Genomic DNA, 16,907 nt, shown 5'->3' on the forward strand with positions numbered 1-16,907 from the left:
CTTATAATTTCAAGTCTAATAAGGTCTCTCCTCTTGCGTTCAACACCCGTACACTCATCTCGTTTCCTTTCTTCCGCAATACCATCACCGTAGCCGAATCGAGCTTATACCCCCCGCCTACGATCACCGGGAAGTTGTTTCCCAACGAGCCTTTCGGGTGGAAGGCGTATTGATGCGTATGGGCGGATATATTCACGTTGAAAGGGGCTTTCGCCAACAGGCTTCCCCAAAGCTCCGGACAAGGCTCATAGGCATCCCCGTTTCCGTAGATAGGGATATGGTTCAATAAAACCCGCTTCGAGGCTTGCTTAAACTCCTTGCCGCTCAATTCTTTCGAGAGGAAACTCACTTGATCTTTCCGGAGACCGGTGAAATCGTTCAGGCCATAATACACCCATGTGCTATCCGGTTTATCCTCGCCGCAATCCAGCATGACGAAACGGGTATCTCCCCAGCTGAACGCCCCATATGTCTTATCGCCCACATAGTCAAACAAGGCACGCAGGCCGATCGAATAAGCGTTTCGGATCTCGTGGTTGCCTCTTAGGAAGAAAGCGGAGACATGACTGGCGCCCACCTTCCCGCATAAATAAGCCAAATGATACAAAGCTTCTTTCTCATTGGCGGGATCGTCTATACAATCCCCGTTAAATACCACGAAATCATAAGGGATATCACGCACTTGCTCGTATAAGGCGTCTAGGGTCGGGATCTGCTTATGCAGGTCATTAAAGATTAATGCCGTGAAATCCTCTTGGGATGCGGAAGGGACCTTGAAAGTGTAGAACGGGGATACCGCTGTCTCGCCAAACTCTTTCTTATAGGCTTGATAAAGCATGATCTCTTGCGAGCATACCCGGTAGTAATAGGTTTGCCCCGGTCGTAGGTCCGTCAGCCGGATCTTATTATGCAAACCGTTGCATATCACTTGACCGTCCACGATGGTGCGGGCCTTCTTCAAATTCAGCGTGTCCGTACCGTATTCTACCCAACTATACGTAGGGACATGGGTCTGCCACATCACCGTTATACCGCCCTCCGTAGGATTTTGGAGATAGGGCGCCGCATAAAAGATCTCTTCCGGCTTGGCCTTCAGGCGAACCTCCGTTACGACCGGGCGATGATCCGATGCCACCGCCTCTTCGGGAACCCATGCGGACAAACGGGTAAAGGGCTGTCCATTATTTACATAACCCGCTATATAGTCCAAACAGCTATCCGGCGTGGAAGCCGGGAAGGTAGCCTGTTTAGGATTGCTCAACAACTGGAAATCCTTGCTGATTTCCGTGATAAAGGGGGAATGCGCCGTAGCGTTCCAATCCCCGGCGATAAACAAGGGTTTATGCGCGGAAGCGGCTTCCCGCCGAAGGATCGGCAAGGAGAGCATCCGGTCTTCCGGTGTCAAGGAAAGGTGCGTGCAGCAGAAGATATATCTCTCAAACTCGACCCATAGCAAGACCCGTTCCTCCTCCCGTCCGGGAAGGGCTATATAGCGGTAACTCACCGGCTTCTCCTTGCTCAGCATACCTACTCCGTATTTACCGCCATCGAAGTCGATGGCCGGGGCGTAGGTAGGGAACATCAGGGTGCGTTCTCCCAACGTCCGGAGCACGTCGATCCCGCCGCTTCTTCCGGTCACGCTATCTACCTCCTGTACGGCGACGACATCGGGGGCTACCTTACATATAGCGTCCGCTATACGCCCGAGGTCCGTCACCTCATCCATGCCCCTTCCGTTGCGGATATTATAGCTCATGATACGCAACGTATTCCGCTCGGCATCGCCGCTTTGCTGTGCCAATGCCTTATTTATGGGCAAACATCCGATCATAACGATCGCCCAAATAAACCATTTCCTCATAGGATTCGATCTAATGTTTATATTCATTTTATATCTATACCTTAACCGAATATCTCTTTCAATGACTGCTCGAACTCAGCGATATCCTCGCCGGAAGTATCCCAAGAGGTAACGAGACGGGCCTCGTTGATCTCCTCGTTCCACATATAGAAGAAATATTTATCTTGCAACTTCCTCAACGCCTCGGCAGGGATCGTGAAGAAAAGCTGGTTGGACTCGATCTTCTGCGTAAAATGAATTTCCGGGTATTGTCGTAGCACGTCCGCTAGCTTGGCGGCGCTGATATTCGCTTTCATAGCGTTCTCCAACCAGAGGTTATTTTCCAGATAAGGGATGAACTGGGCGGAGAGATAACGTAGCTTCGAGGCTAGCTGGGCGGATTGCTTCCGGTAAAATCGCAGGTTCTCCGTGATCTCCGGGCGGAACGAGACCACGGCCTCTCCCATCATCATACCGTTTTTCGTGCCTCCGAAGCTCAAGATATCCACGCCTGCGTCTATGGTCACTTGGCGCATCGTGCAATTCAGGTAAGCGCAGGCGTTCGCCAAGCGGGCTCCGTCCATATGCAGATACATATCGTACGAATGTAAGAGATCGGCGATCGCTCTCACTTCCTCTATCGTATAGATCGTACCTAATTCCGATACTTGGGAGATATAAACGGCCTTGGGTTGCGAATGGTGGCAAACCCCGAAGTTCTTCAGATGGGGACGGATCAATTCCGGTGTCAGCTTACCGTCCGTCGTAGGAATCGTGACGATGGCGCAACCGGTCATCCGTGCGGGAGCACCACATTCGTCTACGTTGATATGGGCGGTCTCGGCGCACAGGATGCTATTAAACGGACGGGTCACGGCTTGCAGGGCCACGGAGTTCGCCCCCGTCCCGTTAAACACGAAAAAAGGAGAAGCATCCTTGCCGAACACTTCTTGTATCTTACTCGTAGCGGCCTCTGTCCAAGGATCATCACCATATCCAACCGCATGATTATCATTTGCCTTGATGATCGCATCCATTACCCGGGGATGCACGCCGGAATTGTTGTCACTAGCGAAACTTCTCATCTTTAAATCTGATTTTTCGCCAAAAGTACGGATTTAAGATGAGAATGAGGATATCCAAGTAACTATTTATCGCTATCCATTATGTTATTCTTATTTGTATGCGTATATGAATATATCAGATAAACGACACAAGGAATAACCACTATACTACAAAAGAATAAATAAGGTCCCATAACTATTTCCTCCTTTTTTTACTGTTTTCAGCCCTTTCTCCTTCCTTAAAATAGCGGGTACCCGCCCAAAAAGTAATTATAGCAACAATTGCCGCATTTATATAAATAATCCAACTCTGCTGTTGATAATTACTGATGAATGTGCTAATGATTCCGCCAGTCACTACATACTTAGCGATATCCATCAACCATTTTCCGATTTCTTTTTTCATAGTAAGATATTTTGTTTGTCAAGGCAAAGATAAATAGAATAATCCATATCGCACGCTATTTTACCTGAAATTGTTCCGTCGCGTAGAGGGCCTCCCCGGTTTGGGTCAGGCCTTCGATGGTGATGGTGAAATCACCGGTCAGGTCGGAGGTGGTAAAGGGGATGGATATAGAGGACTCGCCGGCTGTCCGGATATCGGGTCGCCAAAGTAAGGTATGGCGGAAATCCGGAACGGGAGATCGCTTCTCGGCCTCTGTCCGGTAAGCGGGCATATAGAAGATGCGCTGGGCTTGCGTGCCCTCATAATCAAAGAACTGGGTGGAGTTATCAACTACCAGACCCGGGTAATTATGCTCGTAAGAGGAGAAGGAGGCGATACCGTCGAATATCTGCCCACCGAATACGTACTTACCTTTATACACATCGATCTTCCGGATTTTTAGGGGATCGTACTTAAAAATGACCTCATGATCGACGATGGGGATACCATCCAATAAAACCAATGAGTTACCGATCGTATACCCGATCCGCTCCTCGGTCAGGACCGCCAACCGGCGAACCCCATCCATCTTACGGAAGCGGAGGCCGGGGATAAACTCGATAACGACCTCCTCCATCGTCGTGAAACGGGTGTACTCGTCCAAAAGATAACTCCAATCCGGTTGCCACTGGAACCAAGGCTTCTCCGCTTTTTCCCGAACCAAGGAATCAGACCGGTAAGCATGCAACACCTGTAGCCCCACGCTCCGCTTCACCAACTCATCTTGCCAAGCGGGATTCAATCTCAAGGCGGGAAGCTCCTTCTCCGGATGCGTAGCGTAAGGAGATTCGATGTCCACCCGGTAGCGAGAGGAGGAAGGGGATAAAGCCACCGTCACGATCTCGTGCGTCCCAGATATATGTTTCGTAAAGAAAGTCACCTCCCCGGCAGCGCCCAGTTGCCCCCCGAAAAGGCGGATCTCCCCCCCGGAAAAGCCCAATAAAGGCCTCACCGCCTCTTTAGACGAAGGTTCGCCCGTAGACAGATCGATCACTTTCCCCGTCAGGATCGGCCCCTCGTATTCCGCCAAGAATTTACGATCGGCAGGCGATGATCCCGTAGTAGGCATGCTTTGTTTCCAATCAACGATACCGCTCCGGGCGAAAGGTTTATACAAGTCAATCCCGGCGATAGAGACCGATAGGGTCTGTAGATCCGGGGGCAGGCCGTTTATCCGGATCTCCCCCCCTGAACGGGTATCATAGGTCATACGGTCCGGTGATACGGAAACCGGGCCCTCTCGCCTCGTAAAAGAGTAAGCGGGCAATAAAGTATCTGTCAGCAGGGTCTCGTTCGTCACGAAAGTGTTCACCACCGCCAGCGGCTTCTCAAAGAAGACCTCCTCCTCCTCGTTCCGCATATAACGGGTATAGGCCACCAGCCGGTAGTTTCCGGTCGGCAAGGTAGAAGGCAACTGCAGACAACCATCGCCCACCCCCTTCTCCAGCACGAGTCGGGCTTGCACGACCGCCGAGGCGCTATCCAGAAGCTCCACATATCCCACCTTGCTCACGTCGGACAACCGTTGGTCCAAATCCGTGGCAATGAATTTCATCCATACAAGCTCGCCCGACAGATAAAATTGCTTATCCGTTTGCAGGTAAACCCGCTCTCGCAATTCCCCTGCGAGAACCGTTTGCCCCGCCCATAAGAGGCAGAGGAGCGACAAGATACATTGTTTTATCATAGACTTCTTCATAGCAACTAAATTATAAATGACTGGTAGGCCACCAAGAGGGCTTCTGTTTCGAACCAAAACGGCCGCAATCCATACAACGTTTCAGCGCATACGTATTACTCGCCGCATTCATCGGATTATAGGAAACATATCCGTAATCCGGATTATTATCATATTCCGATCCCTGTACGATCGTGCTTGCGCAGCCCGTAACCTCGGCCTCATATACCTTCCCTATCTCCGGAAAGAAACGCTTGAGGCGAGTCACTGTCGCTACTTCCACGAAACCGATCACCGGAACCTCCGGGTCCGTCACGCAGCGGATATTCCCTTTCATCTCGGAAGGAATAGGGGCAAACAAGCTACCAGACTCCTCTATGTTCTTCTGCAAATTAAAATAGTAGTCGTAAGCCTCCCGGTGCAACGCATATTGTTCCACCTCCGCATGATACAACATCGAGAAACGGCGATCGCTGGGATGATACGAGGCGATACTTTTGTTAGCGATCACGTTCTGCGTCAGCCTGTCGGAACTGCCTAGGGAGATCACCTTCGAGCTGTCCTTCCCCCAGCAATAATACCAATTATTCGATGTAAGTAAATCATATATTACGACCGTATTACCCATTTTCTCGGCGGCCATGAAGATCTCCGCCTTCACCTCCCAATTCTCCTTATACATCCAGCGGAAATAAGAGGATCGATCCGGGGCATTATGCGTAGACACACAGAGACGGACCTCCTCTCCCGGCCCCTTCTTCAGCAAGGAGAGAGAGTCGATCGGAGGCGTTATCTCCGGTCCCAGATAGTCCGACTCATACTCCAGCCCATCCAGCGAGATATGTAGCCGGTACCGGCTACCCGGGTCCAGCTCTCCCATATCCACCTTATACTCTCCCTTCCCGGAAGAATTAGCGCAAGTGAAAACAGCTCCATCCTCACGCTCCACCACCACCTTGGCGTTATTCACGAACTCATCCTCCGTGAAATCGTCGGTCAGGCCCACGCTTCTCCGGAGCTTTATCGTAGTCTCGCCATTCGTGATGATACCATCCACGACCAACAAATCCCGTACCTGCTCCAAGCCCTTCGGCTCGTAATCCGTGACACAGGCGGACAATAACAACAGCAAAGCCCCCAGCCACCAATGAAAGCCTTTTATAGAATCTTTTATCTTCGCTTCTTTCCTCATCTCAACTCCCCCCTAAAATTTAATATTATAAGAGACAAACGGGATAGGCACCCCGAATATCGCCATCTTATATCCCTTTAATTTCCCGTTCTCCGATATATAATACACCGAGTAGGCGTTCTTTCGCCCCGTCAGGTTATAGACTCCGAAAGAGATCGTGCTATGCGTGAGCAACGTCAGGTGGTGGCTCGGCTCGATGTTGAACGAGGCGTCCATCCGGAAAAAGTCCGGGATACGGTATTGATTACGGTCCGAATAGTAGACAAACTCCCCGCCCCCGTAATGATATTTGGAGACCGGCAAGGTGATCGGCCGTCCCGTGCTATAGTCGCAATTCAGCGAAAAGCTGAAACGATGCGTGAACTTATAGTTACCCACGAACTTCAAGTCGTGCGGCTTATCGAAATCGGCGGCGTACCAATCCCCATTGTTCACGGGAGTGACGATCATCGGGTCGTTCTGCCGCAGTTGCGTGCGAGAGTAGGTATAGCTTACCCAGCCGTTCAACTTCCCTTGCGTTTTCTTCACCATCAGCTCCACGCCATAGGCACGCCCCTCGGTCCTCAGCACGTCCGTCTCGATGTGGTGGTTCATCAGCAGCTCGGCGCCGTTCCGGTAATCTAGGTAATCCTTCATCGTCTTGTAATATCCCTCCAAGGAGACCTCGATCGTATTGTTCAAGAAATTCCGGTATAGCCCGGCGGCCACTTGCATACCCGTCTGCGGCTTGATGTTAGCGTCGCTCAACTTCCACGTATCCGTGGGCGACATGATCGTCGTATTGGATAGCTTATGGATATTCTGGCGCATCGTATTAAAGCCGGCCTTCACGGAGAAGTCCTCGGTAAAGGCATAACGGGCGGATACCCGGAACTCCGGCCCGTGGTAAGTCTTGAACGCCCCGGTCTTATCCACCGTACCCGTCACGGTAGCCAAGGAAGGCAGTTGGTCGTCGGCATAGAGATTATAGGTACGGGGCCCCAATACGTTAAACATGGAATAACGGACCCCCACGTTCAAGGAGAGTTGGGAGGTGATATCCCAACGATCGCCCACATAGATAGCGGACTCCACCGCTTTCTCCTTCTCCATCCGGTCCTCCTTCACCAACGACTCCCCTCCATAGGGAAGGTATTTCCCCGGCTCCAAGTCGTAAAACAGCGAGCTGGCGCCGAAATCCAGCGTATGCTTATCGCTCAGGTAATGCGTGAAGTCCATCTTCCCGTACATCTGGTCGATACGGAAAGCGAGGGAATAAGCGTTCACCGGGTTATCCGTATTACGGGTATTGTAGCCATAATGGTCGTAGCCAGCGGTGAGGACTCCCGTGAAACGATCCGAGAAGATATGCCTCCATTTCACCGAGGCGTTGGCGTTCTCGTAGGCATACCGCTCATCCACGTTAAAGCGGAAACGGTCGTGGCTGTAGTAGCCATTCAGATAGAGGTTGTTCCGCTCGTCGAACTTATGGTTAATCGTGGCGTTCAGGTCGTAAAAACCGGCGTTGCCATCCTTATAGCCGCTCTTCTCGGGGAGTTTCTTCAAGATCCAGTCCGAGTAAGTGGTACGTCCGCCCACGATAAAGGAGGTCTTCTCGGAGAAGAGAGGCCCCTCCAAGGTAAGGCGGCTGGTTAGCAAGCCGATGCTCGCCGATCCCTTGAACTCCTTTTTGTTACCCTCCCGGCTGTTGATGTCGAGTACCGAGGAGATACGTCCGCCATACTTGGCGGGGATGCTGCTCTTGTACAGCTCCATGTCCTTCACCACGTCGGGGTTGAAGACGGAGAAGAAGCCGAACAGGTGGGTCGGGTTATAGACCGTCCCGTCGTTGAAGAGGATCAAGTTCTGGTCCGTCGCCCCGCCCCTCACGTTAAAGCCGCTAGAGGCCTCGCCCACCGCCTTCACGCCGGGGAGCGACATGACTACCTTCATGATATCCACCTCACCGAACGCCATCGGGATATTCTTTATATCCTTCACCTTCAGGCGTTCCACGCCCATCGTCGTATTCCGCACGTTGGCGATCTTCTCGGAGGAGATCGTGACCTCCTTCAAGGTGTAGACCTGTTCCTCCAGCTCTATATCCAGCTTGCCGTCGGAATAAAGCATGATCTGCCGCCGGGTGTCTTTCATGCCCATGCCTTGGATGTACAGCTCGTGCCGTCCGGGAGGGAGGCGCAGCGTATAATAGCCGTAAGCGTCGGTAGTGGCCCCGATCATCGGGTCCTTCACGAACACGGCCACGCCCACCATCGGCTCGCCGGTCTTGAAATCGCTGATATTGCCGGTCACCGTGACCCGGTCCGCCGCCTTGCCCGAGGCGTCGCCGATCTCGTAGACCTTGTTCTCGGAGGTAGCCTTCTGCTGCTTCCGGCCCGCCATCAGGGAGATACCGGAGCCTTCCTCGTCGCCATCGCCCTCTCTCCGCTTCTCCCGCAGGAAGAAGTTCTCGGGCAGGGAGGTCATCAAGGTGTTATCTCTCAATACAAAGAAGGCGCCGCCATACGAGGATACTTGGAAGGGAGTCCCCTCCAACGCACGCCGCAACGCCACCAAGGGCTCTTCCTTCTCACTGTGTACGCTAACGACCATGGAATCCGTCTCCAAGGGTTGCCGATAGACAGGCTGGCCGGTCTGCCGCTCGATAGCGTCGAACACGACATTCAAGGTTACTTGCCGGAAATCCAGATCGACCGTCCGCTGCGCCCTCACCGTCCAGCCGGACAGCAGGCACATCATCATAACGATATACAGGCTCTTTTTCATGGGATCTCGTTTAACTGTTCATACTGTCTCACCACGGCTACGATGGCTTCCTCGGGAGCGTGCTTGAAATCCAGCTTTCGCCGCTTGATATACCGGGCCAGCTCTTTTTTCTTGGACTTGAGGACCTTCAACACGGAGCCTTTGCTCCTCACGGTATAGTAAACACCCTCCTTCCGGATATAATATTTTACGGACTGATCGAAGGATTCATCCACCTGCATATCTTTTATCGTCTTAGATAATATACAAGACCATTTCCCCAGCACGGTACACTTCCCTTCATGCAACCGTAGGTAATAGCCTTCCGGCAGGTTACCCGACCGCTCGTCCGGATACCTGTAGAAGATATCGTACCCATGAAACTCAGCGTAGTCTACCCGATCGCTCGGCAAGACGATATTATAGCGATTGTCCGGAGAGAGCAGTAATAACTCATTCTTGTACAGGTCTAAGCGCATTTTCACGCCCTTGTAGAGAATGCCTTCGAAGCTAAGATCCCCGGGTACGTATTTCTCGCTCTTCAAATAGGGGTGATTTCTTATCGAGGTGGGATATTTTAATTGCTCCTTCCCATGGTAGATCACGGATTGGCCGGCGGCGGAAGAGACATAGTCATCCACCGCATCTTGTGCCCTAGCCGTAACGATAGCCAACGCGCATACGCATAAAAACCCCAGAAGCTTTCTCATAAGATCCAGATTTAAAGTTTCATGCCAAATGTAAGCATATATATCCGACAAACCAACAACTTCCGAGGAATTATCACGTGGATAATATACCTTTGCGACGTTTTTAACTTTAACAATTAATCATATATGAAAAAAAATCAGTTTCCGGGAAGCGGAAACAAGCGTGAGAAAGCTGCTGGATAGTCTGGAAAATGCCCAAAAGGCATGGGTGGACTTGAAAAAAGACGCGAAGGGGGCGCATAAGTTGTTTAAAGACTACCAGCCGGAGGAGGATCTGGTTAAACGGGAGAAGATCATCTACACGGGCTCCGTGAAAGACTTCGTGCGACTGACGCTGCCCATCCTCGATGACCAACGTTTCCGGGTGAACGGGCAGACGAACCGGGAAGCCATGATACGGGCGCTGGACGAGGTGTTCGAGATACACCCCAACGGCTGCCCGGAGCCAAGGAGCTTCCGGAGCATCCTCTCGACGGCGCAGGAGGAATACGGGAAAGCGCATGAATAACAAGCTTCCCGTTTTTCACAACAAAAGTTAAAACTTGGGAGGCGTCCCAAAGCGCCTCCCTACCTTAGCGCCATCAAGCCAGAGACACTGGCTCTTTTTTTATCACTTAAAAACATAGTATGATAAACACATCATTATTCGCCCTTTTCGGACGATACAAGGGAGACGCCTCGCTAGCGGGCGTACTGGAAAACATCCAAAGAGGAACGTACAAGCAGTTCATCGACGAGATGCGGGAGGCGCTAGCGTCGGGCGATAAGGAACTGGCCGCCAAACTAAAGAAAAAACTGCCCGCTTTCACCCCACAGGCCACCTACTCCGGGAAACGCCTCGACCCTCACATCACCCGCTATAACCAATTGGTGGTACTCGACATCGACCACGTAGGGGAACGGGAGCTGGAGCGTATCACCCCGCTCGCCACGGAAGCGCCCTACACCGTGGCGTATTTCCGCAGTCCCAGCGGCGACGGGGCGAAACTCATCGCCTACGCCGCCACGGACGAGACCGCCACGCCGGGCAATCACCGGAGGGTCTACGAGGCCATGAGCCGTTGGTACGCCGCCCGGCTCGGCGTGGAGCTGGATACCTCGGGCAGCGACCTCGGGCGGCTTTGCTTCGTATCGGACGATCCCGCCCTATACCTCTCGCCTGCCTACCGCCCTTGGCTGGAGGGTACCGGCGAGCTACCGGAGGGCCTCGCCCCGCTACCCCTTACTTGGAAGGAGGAGGTTAGCGAGACGGCTCCCGGGGCGAAGGAAAGGAAGGTGGCCTCGCCACTGGAGAAGGCACGCCGGACCGCCGAGCGGAAAGGCGCCTACGCCGAGGGCAACCGCAATAACTTCATCTTCGTCATGGCCGCACGGGCGAACCGGCTGGGCGTGAAGCGGGCCGAGATGGAGGCTTACGCCGCTACCGACTTCGCCGACTTGCCGGCGGAGGAGCGCCTCGCCGCCATCGAGAGCGCCTACAGCCACGTGGAGGAGCACGCCGCCGAGACGAGCGCCGCCACCTCCCGGAAAAAGGGCGGGGGCCCGCTGGACGTGGTCGCCGTGGAGAATTATATATCCGAGCGTTTCCTCACCCGCAAGAACGCCGTGAGGGGGTACGTGGAGGTAGCCACGAAGAAAAAGCGGAACGGTCAAAAGCCGGTCTTCAAGCCGGTGACCGACTACTGGGTGAACTCGCTCTGGCGGAGTCTCCTGAAGGACGGCCACTACTGCTCGCATAACGACATCCGGGCCATACTGATGTCGGACTTCAGCGAGACGTTCCACCCTTTCCGCTCGTATTTCGAGGGGCTGGCCCCGTGGGACGGGGTGACGGACTGGATCGGGCAGCTGGCCGATACCGTGGACACCACCCGGCCCGCCTTCTGGCGGGGTTGCCTCAAGCGCTGGCTTATCGCGCAAGTGGCCGGCTCCATGGAGCTAGGCGTGGAAAACCATACCATCCTGCTGCTGGCCGGCGGGCAGGGGCTGGGCAAGACCTCGTGGCTGCGGAACCTCGTGCCGCCCGAATTGCGGGACTATCTTTTCACGGGCAATGTCAATCCGTATAGCAAAGGTTTCCCGCAGATGATGGTGGACTGCCTCTTGATCGTCATCGACGAGATGTCCGGCCAGAGCTACGCCGATCTGAACCGCCTCAAGGCGCTCACCTCCACCGGGGTCATCTACCTGCGCCGCCCGTACGGACACTATGCCGAGACGCAGATACGCCACGCCTCCTTCGCCGCCACGGTGAACGACTTGCAATCGCTGCCGGACGATAACGAGTCTCGCCGCTTCCTCTGCTTCGAGGCCACACGGATCGATTACCAGTCGCCCGTGCGACACGCCGACATCTACGCCCAAGCCCTCGCCCTCTTCCGCCGGGGCGAGAAATACTGGTTCTCCGGCGAAGACATCCGGAAGATCAACGAGAACAACGAGACCTTCCGCCAGCGAAGCCCCGAGGAGGAGTTGTTCTTCACCTATTTCCGCAAACCGGAGCGTTTTGACACGCCACAGTATCTTACGGCGAGCGATATTATGACGAAACTAAGTGTATTTACACGTATCACGCCGACACGTTCCAATATAGTTACGTTGAGCAAGGTGCTGAAAAAACACGGTTTTAAGCTCACGAAAACTAGAGGAAAACTACTGTTTGAGGTCGCCGAGATCACCTCGGAACAGGTAAAAGCCAATTTTTTGCGCCCTAGGCAAGAGGAAGAGGATAGAGCCCAAAAGGAGAATGATATCTTTAAGGGTCAAGAAGATAAGCCGGAATAAAAACTGACTTTCTAAAATGAGCAGGGCGCAAAAGGCGCAAAAAACAGTGTCTGGAAAAACATTTTACAAAAAAATAAATATATATCACACTATAGCAGTGTGATGAAAAAATATATTTACAAGAAAAGTTTTATATAGGCACGTAAAGATGCGCCTTTTGCGCCCTAACCCCGGCACCGATATTCGTCGGGATTAAGAAACATGACCGGAAAACCAATGAGATACGGATGCTAAGTCAATGGAATCCGTCTTGCGTTCCATTGACTTAGCGCCCCTATTCCACCCGGATACCATCCGGCTCTCACGGCTCGCCGAGCGACTCGATGATGGCCCGTACCATGGCGGGCGAATAGACCCGCTCGCCCTCGTGATAACCCAGCGAGAGGAGGCGACCGGGCAGGCCGGGATAGATCGTTATCCAATGTTGCAGCTTGCGGTGGGCCGAGCGGGGATGCAGGTCGGGCAGGTAGACCTCGGCCAGCTCCATCCGCCCGTATGCTCGTATCTTGAATGTCGTTTCCATATCCTAAAGATAGTGAATCTCCGGCATATATCCATCATTTTCCGGAGAAATAATTCACCCGAAATCACCCTAAGTCACCCAAAGCGACAAAGCCCTCACGCCCTGCCGTATCTTTGTATCAACATTAAAAAACAACACATTATGATCCGCTACAAGAAGTATCAAAACAAGAACGAGAAGAACGTGACAACCTTCAACAAGTGGTACGCCCGTGCCGTATGCGAGGAGACGGTAGACATCGCCGCCTTGGCCGAGCACATGTCCACCCACAACACCCCCTTCTCCACCGGCGCCATCCACGGCATGCTGAAGGACATGGTGAATTGTATCAAGGAGCTGCTGATGGACGGCAAGAACGTGAAGATAGACGACCTCGGCATCTTCAGCGTGGGCATCCGCTCGAAGGGGGCCGTCACGCCGGAGGATTTCTCCACGCAAGGCAATATCATCGGCGTACGCCTTCGTGCCCGTGCCACGGGCAACCTCTCCAGCGCCTCGCTCAAGCTGACGGCCAAGCTCCGTGAGTACACCGAGTACTCGAACGGAGAGGTGACCCCGGGAGGTGGCGGGGGCGATTCCGAGAGCCCGGACGAGATTTAGGGAATTGAGAATTGAGAATTGAGAATTGAAAATTGAAAATTAAGTGGTATGGAGATTTCTGTTTTTATACGTGAATACGCTCCGCTGGCCGGGGAGGCCGGGCGGGCGTTCCGGATCGATCCGGTGGTGATCTTGGCACAGGCGGCCATCGAGACGGGTTGGGGCGAGAGTACGCTCTGCCGGGAGTATCATAACTTTTTCGGCATCACGGCCTACGGGCTGCCCAACGTATGGTGGACCGGCCGGTGGACGGAGCTGTCGTCCCGCTCGCTACGTTTCCGGATCTACCCGGACGATAAGTGCTCGTTCATGGATTACTGCCGCCTGCTTCGCTCGGCCTATCCCCGGGCGGCCGACATGAGCGCCAACCCTACGGCCTTCGCCAAGGAGATCGCTTACAGCCCCTACATCAGCGAGGTGAACGGCGATAACCGGGAAGCCTATCGTAAGCTGATCGTCCAGCTTTGCCGAAAAATCAGCTCGCAACTATCAATCGTTAATCCAAAGGGCGGGCAGATGCCGCCCCTATCATCAACTGTCAACTAAAATGAAATACCTTGAACTCATCCTCCGTTGCCTCACGGCGCTCCTCCGGGTCATCTTCCCGCAGCATCCCCCTGTTCCCGAAACGACAGACGCTACCGGCGCTGCTCCTTCTCCTGCTAGCCCTCCTCTCCCTCCTCATGCGGGAGACGGAGGTGACGCTAGCGGCGATCGGCGCCTCGCTGACGCTCTTCCGCCACGACGGCACCCCTCCTCCCCACCGCCCCCCGGGGCGGACTGGCTGGGTATCTCCGGCTACACCCTCCTCATAGCGGGGTGCGCAGGGTGCCTCTTGAAGTACTGGGGTTATTAGAGGAAATGGGAATTTGAAGAATACTATTTTCTTCAAGCAAAAAGGGTATGCCGTGATGCATACCCTTTAACTTTTATTAAACCATCTATTCCTTTTGTGGTTATAAAAGAACATATAACCATCAATTATTCAAGACAAACTCTTCTATGGCATAACCGTTATATAAGTTGTCACTCCATCTACCCTAACTCCATTAACATATACATCACAAACTAGTCGATAAGAACCCGGAGAATATACGTTAATCGAACAATAATCACCATTCGGATAACAATAACAATTCCCAGAACCTACAATACTCCATCTAAATTCAGCACCACTAGGAGCATTGAACAGTTGGTAAGACGACCCTGCGTAACCACCACTAAACTTCAAAGAAGTTTCCCCCTTAATATACATAGCAGCAGCAACTGCCATTATATCTACATTATCGTTTTCCACTTCTACAGCTTGAATTGTAGAAAAAGAACACACAGAAAGGCACAAAATAATAAAACAGCATAATAACTTCTTCATAATTTTAAAATTTAATTGAGTTTCAATAAAAAAGAATTCTAAAATATAAGAAGACAAACTCTTTAAGAGCAAGAATCTGTAAGCACCATTCAAAATAAAAACGATAAGGAAGTCCCCTGCCTTCCTTATCGCCATAAACCTTTAGTTTCTCCAAGCTTCCGGCTGTACCAAGTACGGAGTACCTGTTTCCGGATCTGTACCCAAAGTCAAGATCTCATCGTCAGGAACGGGCAACATTGTCTTTTTCGATGACAGATAAGAAGCTCCCGCAAACTTAGAGATATACTGTTTCTCATAGTCCACATAGGCTTTCAACTCACTAGCCATCACATCACCACCCCAACGGGACAAATCGAACCAGCGCTCACCTTCCATAGCCAACTCTAACTTACGCTCCATGCGAATCGCCTTGATACAAACATCTTTGTTTGAGAATGCGGCATGTGAAGAAGGATATTCGGCAATCTTATAATTAGCGGCTGGAGTCCCATCATCTAACTTAACAATATTAACATCCAAAGCCGCACGACGACGAATCTTGTTAACCTGCTCCATCGCACCTTTCAGATTCCCAGCGTTAGCCAAGCATTCAGCATATAATAAAGTCAAGTCACGAACACTTAAATATTGCAAGTTCATAGCAGAACCCGGTGCCCAACCACCATATAACGCTTTCATACCAGCCGCATCCTCAGCCTTGCTATATACATGCTTTTTCGGCATGAAGATACCGCCATTCGTAGCATCTCGTACCCAACCATTCTCTGGGAATCCCCAATCCTTATAAGGAATACCAAAACGACCTACAGCAAAATCCAATCGAGGATCGACCGCAATGTTATTATCGTTAACGGCTAGCACAGCATCTTGGGAACTATCGGAGTTACGAACAGATACACTTTTCTTCGTACGATATTCACCGTTCAAGTAAGGAAGGCCATTCGCATCTACTTGGAACGAATTCACCAACTCAAAAGAAGGCTGGTAGAAACCACAACATCCACCGGGACCCGTATTATGCGGATATGCTAAACAGAAGGCAGCACCTCCCATATTCTCTGCCGCATTTGAATATTGTACCGCAAAAATAGATTCCTTACCATTTTCTGTCAAAGCATTGAAGTTATTGTCCAGATCATCTTCCAGTCCATAAGCCATACCCTTAGACGTAACACCATTCGTCAACACATCCGCTAAGATAGGTTGCGCTTCCGCCAAATCACCATGCCACATCAAGATCTTAGCCTTCAGAGCCTTCGCAGCGGACTTATTCGCCCGGCCAACCTCACCAACAACCTCAGGATCATCTGATAAATTCGCTATAGCATCATCCACGTCGGCAACGACCAAGCTATAGATATCTTTGTCATTATGCACCTTTGGGTCATTCTCTTGATTAGTCTCATCAATATAGGGGAGATAAACACCAAACACACGCATTCCCTCGAAATAAGCCAAGGCTCGTAAGAATTTCAACTCGCCTTTACGCATTTGGCGAATTTCCTCCTTCATATCCTCCGCATTTTCCAAGACCTGAAGAGCCAAGTTAACACGTTTGCTCATTTGATACACCCAAACCCATTTTTGCTTGATATAGCCATTGGTCGACAATGTATTATACAATTCTATCTCATTCACCGTAGATTGGTCGTTAGGGTCTGATCCCTTGTTAGCATCACCCCCATAAATACCACCCCATACCCAGTTAAACGGAGAAGCTTGATAGGGATCGTATCCTTCCACAGGAGAGGCTAAACCCGCATAAGCACTAGTAACCAGCAACTCCACACCTTGAGCATTCGCCAAAGCCTCCGGGGTCAAAACTCCTTGCGGCTCCTTTCCCAAGAAATCATCGCCACAAGACCCTAAAGTCAGCATACTGGCAAAAGCCAACGCTAATATATATTTGTTGTGTTTCATAATAAAATTCATTTTAAAAGTTAATCAAATCCCT

The 16,907-nt window shown here is 51.8% G+C and carries 14 protein-coding genes; 4 read left to right on the forward strand and 10 right to left on the reverse strand.

What is annotated here, in order from left to right; genetic code table 11:
* Nucleotide 1 precedes the first annotated feature (1 nt).
* From CI960_RS11770 to CI960_RS11800, 7 genes are all read right to left on the reverse strand, one after another.
* Nucleotides 2–1,888 (reverse strand): endonuclease/exonuclease/phosphatase family protein, encoded by a 1,887-nt coding sequence (locus tag CI960_RS11770; RefSeq protein WP_005855969.1) that lies wholly within the window; start codon nucleotides 1,886–1,888, stop codon nucleotides 2–4.
* 14 nt (nucleotides 1,889–1,902) lie between these two features.
* Complete coding sequence (locus CI960_RS11775) at nucleotides 1,903–2,925, reverse strand: low specificity L-threonine aldolase (RefSeq protein WP_005855967.1); 1,023 nt, start codon at nucleotides 2,923–2,925, stop codon at nucleotides 1,903–1,905.
* A gap of 175 nt (nucleotides 2,926–3,100) precedes the next feature.
* Nucleotides 3,101–3,310, reverse strand: coding sequence for a DUF6722 family protein (locus CI960_RS11780; RefSeq protein ID WP_005855965.1), 210 nt, complete (start codon nucleotides 3,308–3,310; stop codon nucleotides 3,101–3,103).
* A gap of 55 nt (nucleotides 3,311–3,365) precedes the next feature.
* Complete coding sequence (locus CI960_RS11785) at nucleotides 3,366–5,048, reverse strand: hypothetical protein (RefSeq protein WP_094582356.1); 1,683 nt, start codon at nucleotides 5,046–5,048, stop codon at nucleotides 3,366–3,368.
* A 10-nt stretch (nucleotides 5,049–5,058) separates the two neighbouring features.
* Complete coding sequence (locus CI960_RS11790; RefSeq protein WP_005855959.1) at nucleotides 5,059–6,219, reverse strand: DUF4249 domain-containing protein; 1,161 nt, start codon at nucleotides 6,217–6,219, stop codon at nucleotides 5,059–5,061.
* Between the two features lie 12 nt (nucleotides 6,220–6,231).
* Entirely contained in the window at nucleotides 6,232–8,985 is a 2,754-nt protein-coding gene (locus CI960_RS11795; protein WP_005855957.1) for a TonB-dependent receptor, read from the reverse strand.
* Nucleotides 8,982–9,674: a hypothetical protein gene (locus CI960_RS11800; RefSeq protein WP_005855955.1), complete on the reverse strand. Its 693-nt coding sequence runs from the start codon at nucleotides 9,672–9,674 to the stop codon at nucleotides 8,982–8,984. Before CI960_RS11800 ends, CI960_RS11795 begins: the two co-directional genes overlap by 4 nt.
* A 163-nt stretch (nucleotides 9,675–9,837) precedes the next feature.
* Here CI960_RS11800 and CI960_RS11805 point away from each other — a divergent pair, with 163 nt between their 5' ends.
* Entirely contained in the window at nucleotides 9,838–10,182 is a 345-nt protein-coding gene (locus tag CI960_RS11805) for a hypothetical protein (RefSeq protein WP_005855952.1), read from the forward strand.
* Between the two features lie 119 nt (nucleotides 10,183–10,301).
* Nucleotides 10,302–12,458 (forward strand): BT4734/BF3469 family protein, encoded by a 2,157-nt coding sequence (locus CI960_RS11810; protein WP_005855950.1) that lies wholly within the window; start codon nucleotides 10,302–10,304, stop codon nucleotides 12,456–12,458.
* 301 nt (nucleotides 12,459–12,759) lie between these two features.
* Here the strand turns inward: CI960_RS11810 and CI960_RS11815 are convergent, their stop codons facing one another.
* Nucleotides 12,760–12,981, reverse strand: a complete 222-nt coding sequence (locus tag CI960_RS11815) for a DUF4248 domain-containing protein (protein WP_005868065.1) — start codon at nucleotides 12,979–12,981, stop codon at nucleotides 12,760–12,762.
* Nucleotides 12,982–13,122: 141 nt separating this feature from the next.
* On the opposite strand from CI960_RS11815, the gene CI960_RS11820 reads away from it, so the two are divergent.
* Nucleotides 13,123–13,581, forward strand: coding sequence for a hypothetical protein (locus CI960_RS11820; RefSeq protein WP_005855948.1), 459 nt, complete (start codon nucleotides 13,123–13,125; stop codon nucleotides 13,579–13,581).
* 48 nt (nucleotides 13,582–13,629) lie between these two features.
* The gene (locus CI960_RS11825) at nucleotides 13,630–14,127 is read left to right on the forward strand and encodes a glucosaminidase domain-containing protein (protein ID WP_005855946.1); all 498 of its coding nucleotides are present in this window, start codon (nucleotides 13,630–13,632) and stop codon (nucleotides 14,125–14,127) included.
* Nucleotides 14,128–14,581: 454 nt separating this feature from the next.
* Here CI960_RS11825 and CI960_RS11835 read toward each other — a convergent pair whose 3' ends face one another.
* Both CI960_RS11835 and CI960_RS11840 read right to left on the reverse strand, forming a co-directional pair.
* Nucleotides 14,582–15,088, reverse strand: coding sequence for a hypothetical protein (locus CI960_RS11835; protein ID WP_008771787.1), 507 nt, complete (start codon nucleotides 15,086–15,088; stop codon nucleotides 14,582–14,584).
* A 6-nt stretch (nucleotides 15,089–15,094) separates the two neighbouring features.
* Entirely contained in the window at nucleotides 15,095–16,873 is a 1,779-nt protein-coding gene (locus CI960_RS11840; protein ID WP_005855929.1) for a RagB/SusD family nutrient uptake outer membrane protein, read from the reverse strand.
* Nucleotides 16,874–16,907 lie beyond the last annotated feature (34 nt).

It is taken from the genome of Parabacteroides sp. CT06, from assembly GCF_002257605.1.
Lineage (GTDB): Bacteria > Bacteroidota > Bacteroidia > Bacteroidales > Tannerellaceae > Parabacteroides > Parabacteroides distasonis.

Excerpts from the sequence above, each read along its gene's own strand:
- CI960_RS11795 (WP_005855957.1), bottom strand. The coding sequence starts at position 8,985 with ATGAAAAAGAGCCTGTATATCGTTATGATGATGTGCCTGCTGTCCGGC.
- CI960_RS11815 (WP_005868065.1), bottom strand. The coding sequence starts at position 12,981 with ATGGAAACGACATTCAAGATACGAGCATACGGGCGGATGGAGCTGGCC.
- CI960_RS11785 (WP_094582356.1), bottom strand. The coding sequence starts at position 5,048 with ATGAAGAAGTCTATGATAAAACAATGTATCTTGTCGCTCCTCTGCCTC.
- CI960_RS11835 (WP_008771787.1), bottom strand. The coding sequence starts at position 15,088 with ATGGCGATAAGGAAGGCAGGGGACTTCCTTATCGTTTTTATTTTGAAT.
- CI960_RS11810 (WP_005855950.1), top strand. The coding sequence starts at position 10,302 with ATGATAAACACATCATTATTCGCCCTTTTCGGACGATACAAGGGAGAC.
- CI960_RS11780 (WP_005855965.1), bottom strand. The coding sequence starts at position 3,310 with ATGAAAAAAGAAATCGGAAAATGGTTGATGGATATCGCTAAGTATGTA.
- CI960_RS11790 (WP_005855959.1), bottom strand. The coding sequence starts at position 6,219 with ATGAGGAAAGAAGCGAAGATAAAAGATTCTATAAAAGGCTTTCATTGG.
- CI960_RS11770 (WP_005855969.1), bottom strand. The coding sequence starts at position 1,888 with ATGAATATAAACATTAGATCGAATCCTATGAGGAAATGGTTTATTTGG.
- CI960_RS11840 (WP_005855929.1), bottom strand. The coding sequence starts at position 16,873 with ATGAAACACAACAAATATATATTAGCGTTGGCTTTTGCCAGTATGCTG.
- CI960_RS11820 (WP_005855948.1), top strand. The coding sequence starts at position 13,123 with ATGATCCGCTACAAGAAGTATCAAAACAAGAACGAGAAGAACGTGACA.
- CI960_RS11800 (WP_005855955.1), bottom strand. The coding sequence starts at position 9,674 with ATGAGAAAGCTTCTGGGGTTTTTATGCGTATGCGCGTTGGCTATCGTT.
- CI960_RS11825 (WP_005855946.1), top strand. The coding sequence starts at position 13,630 with ATGGAGATTTCTGTTTTTATACGTGAATACGCTCCGCTGGCCGGGGAG.
- CI960_RS11775 (WP_005855967.1), bottom strand. The coding sequence starts at position 2,925 with ATGAGAAGTTTCGCTAGTGACAACAATTCCGGCGTGCATCCCCGGGTA.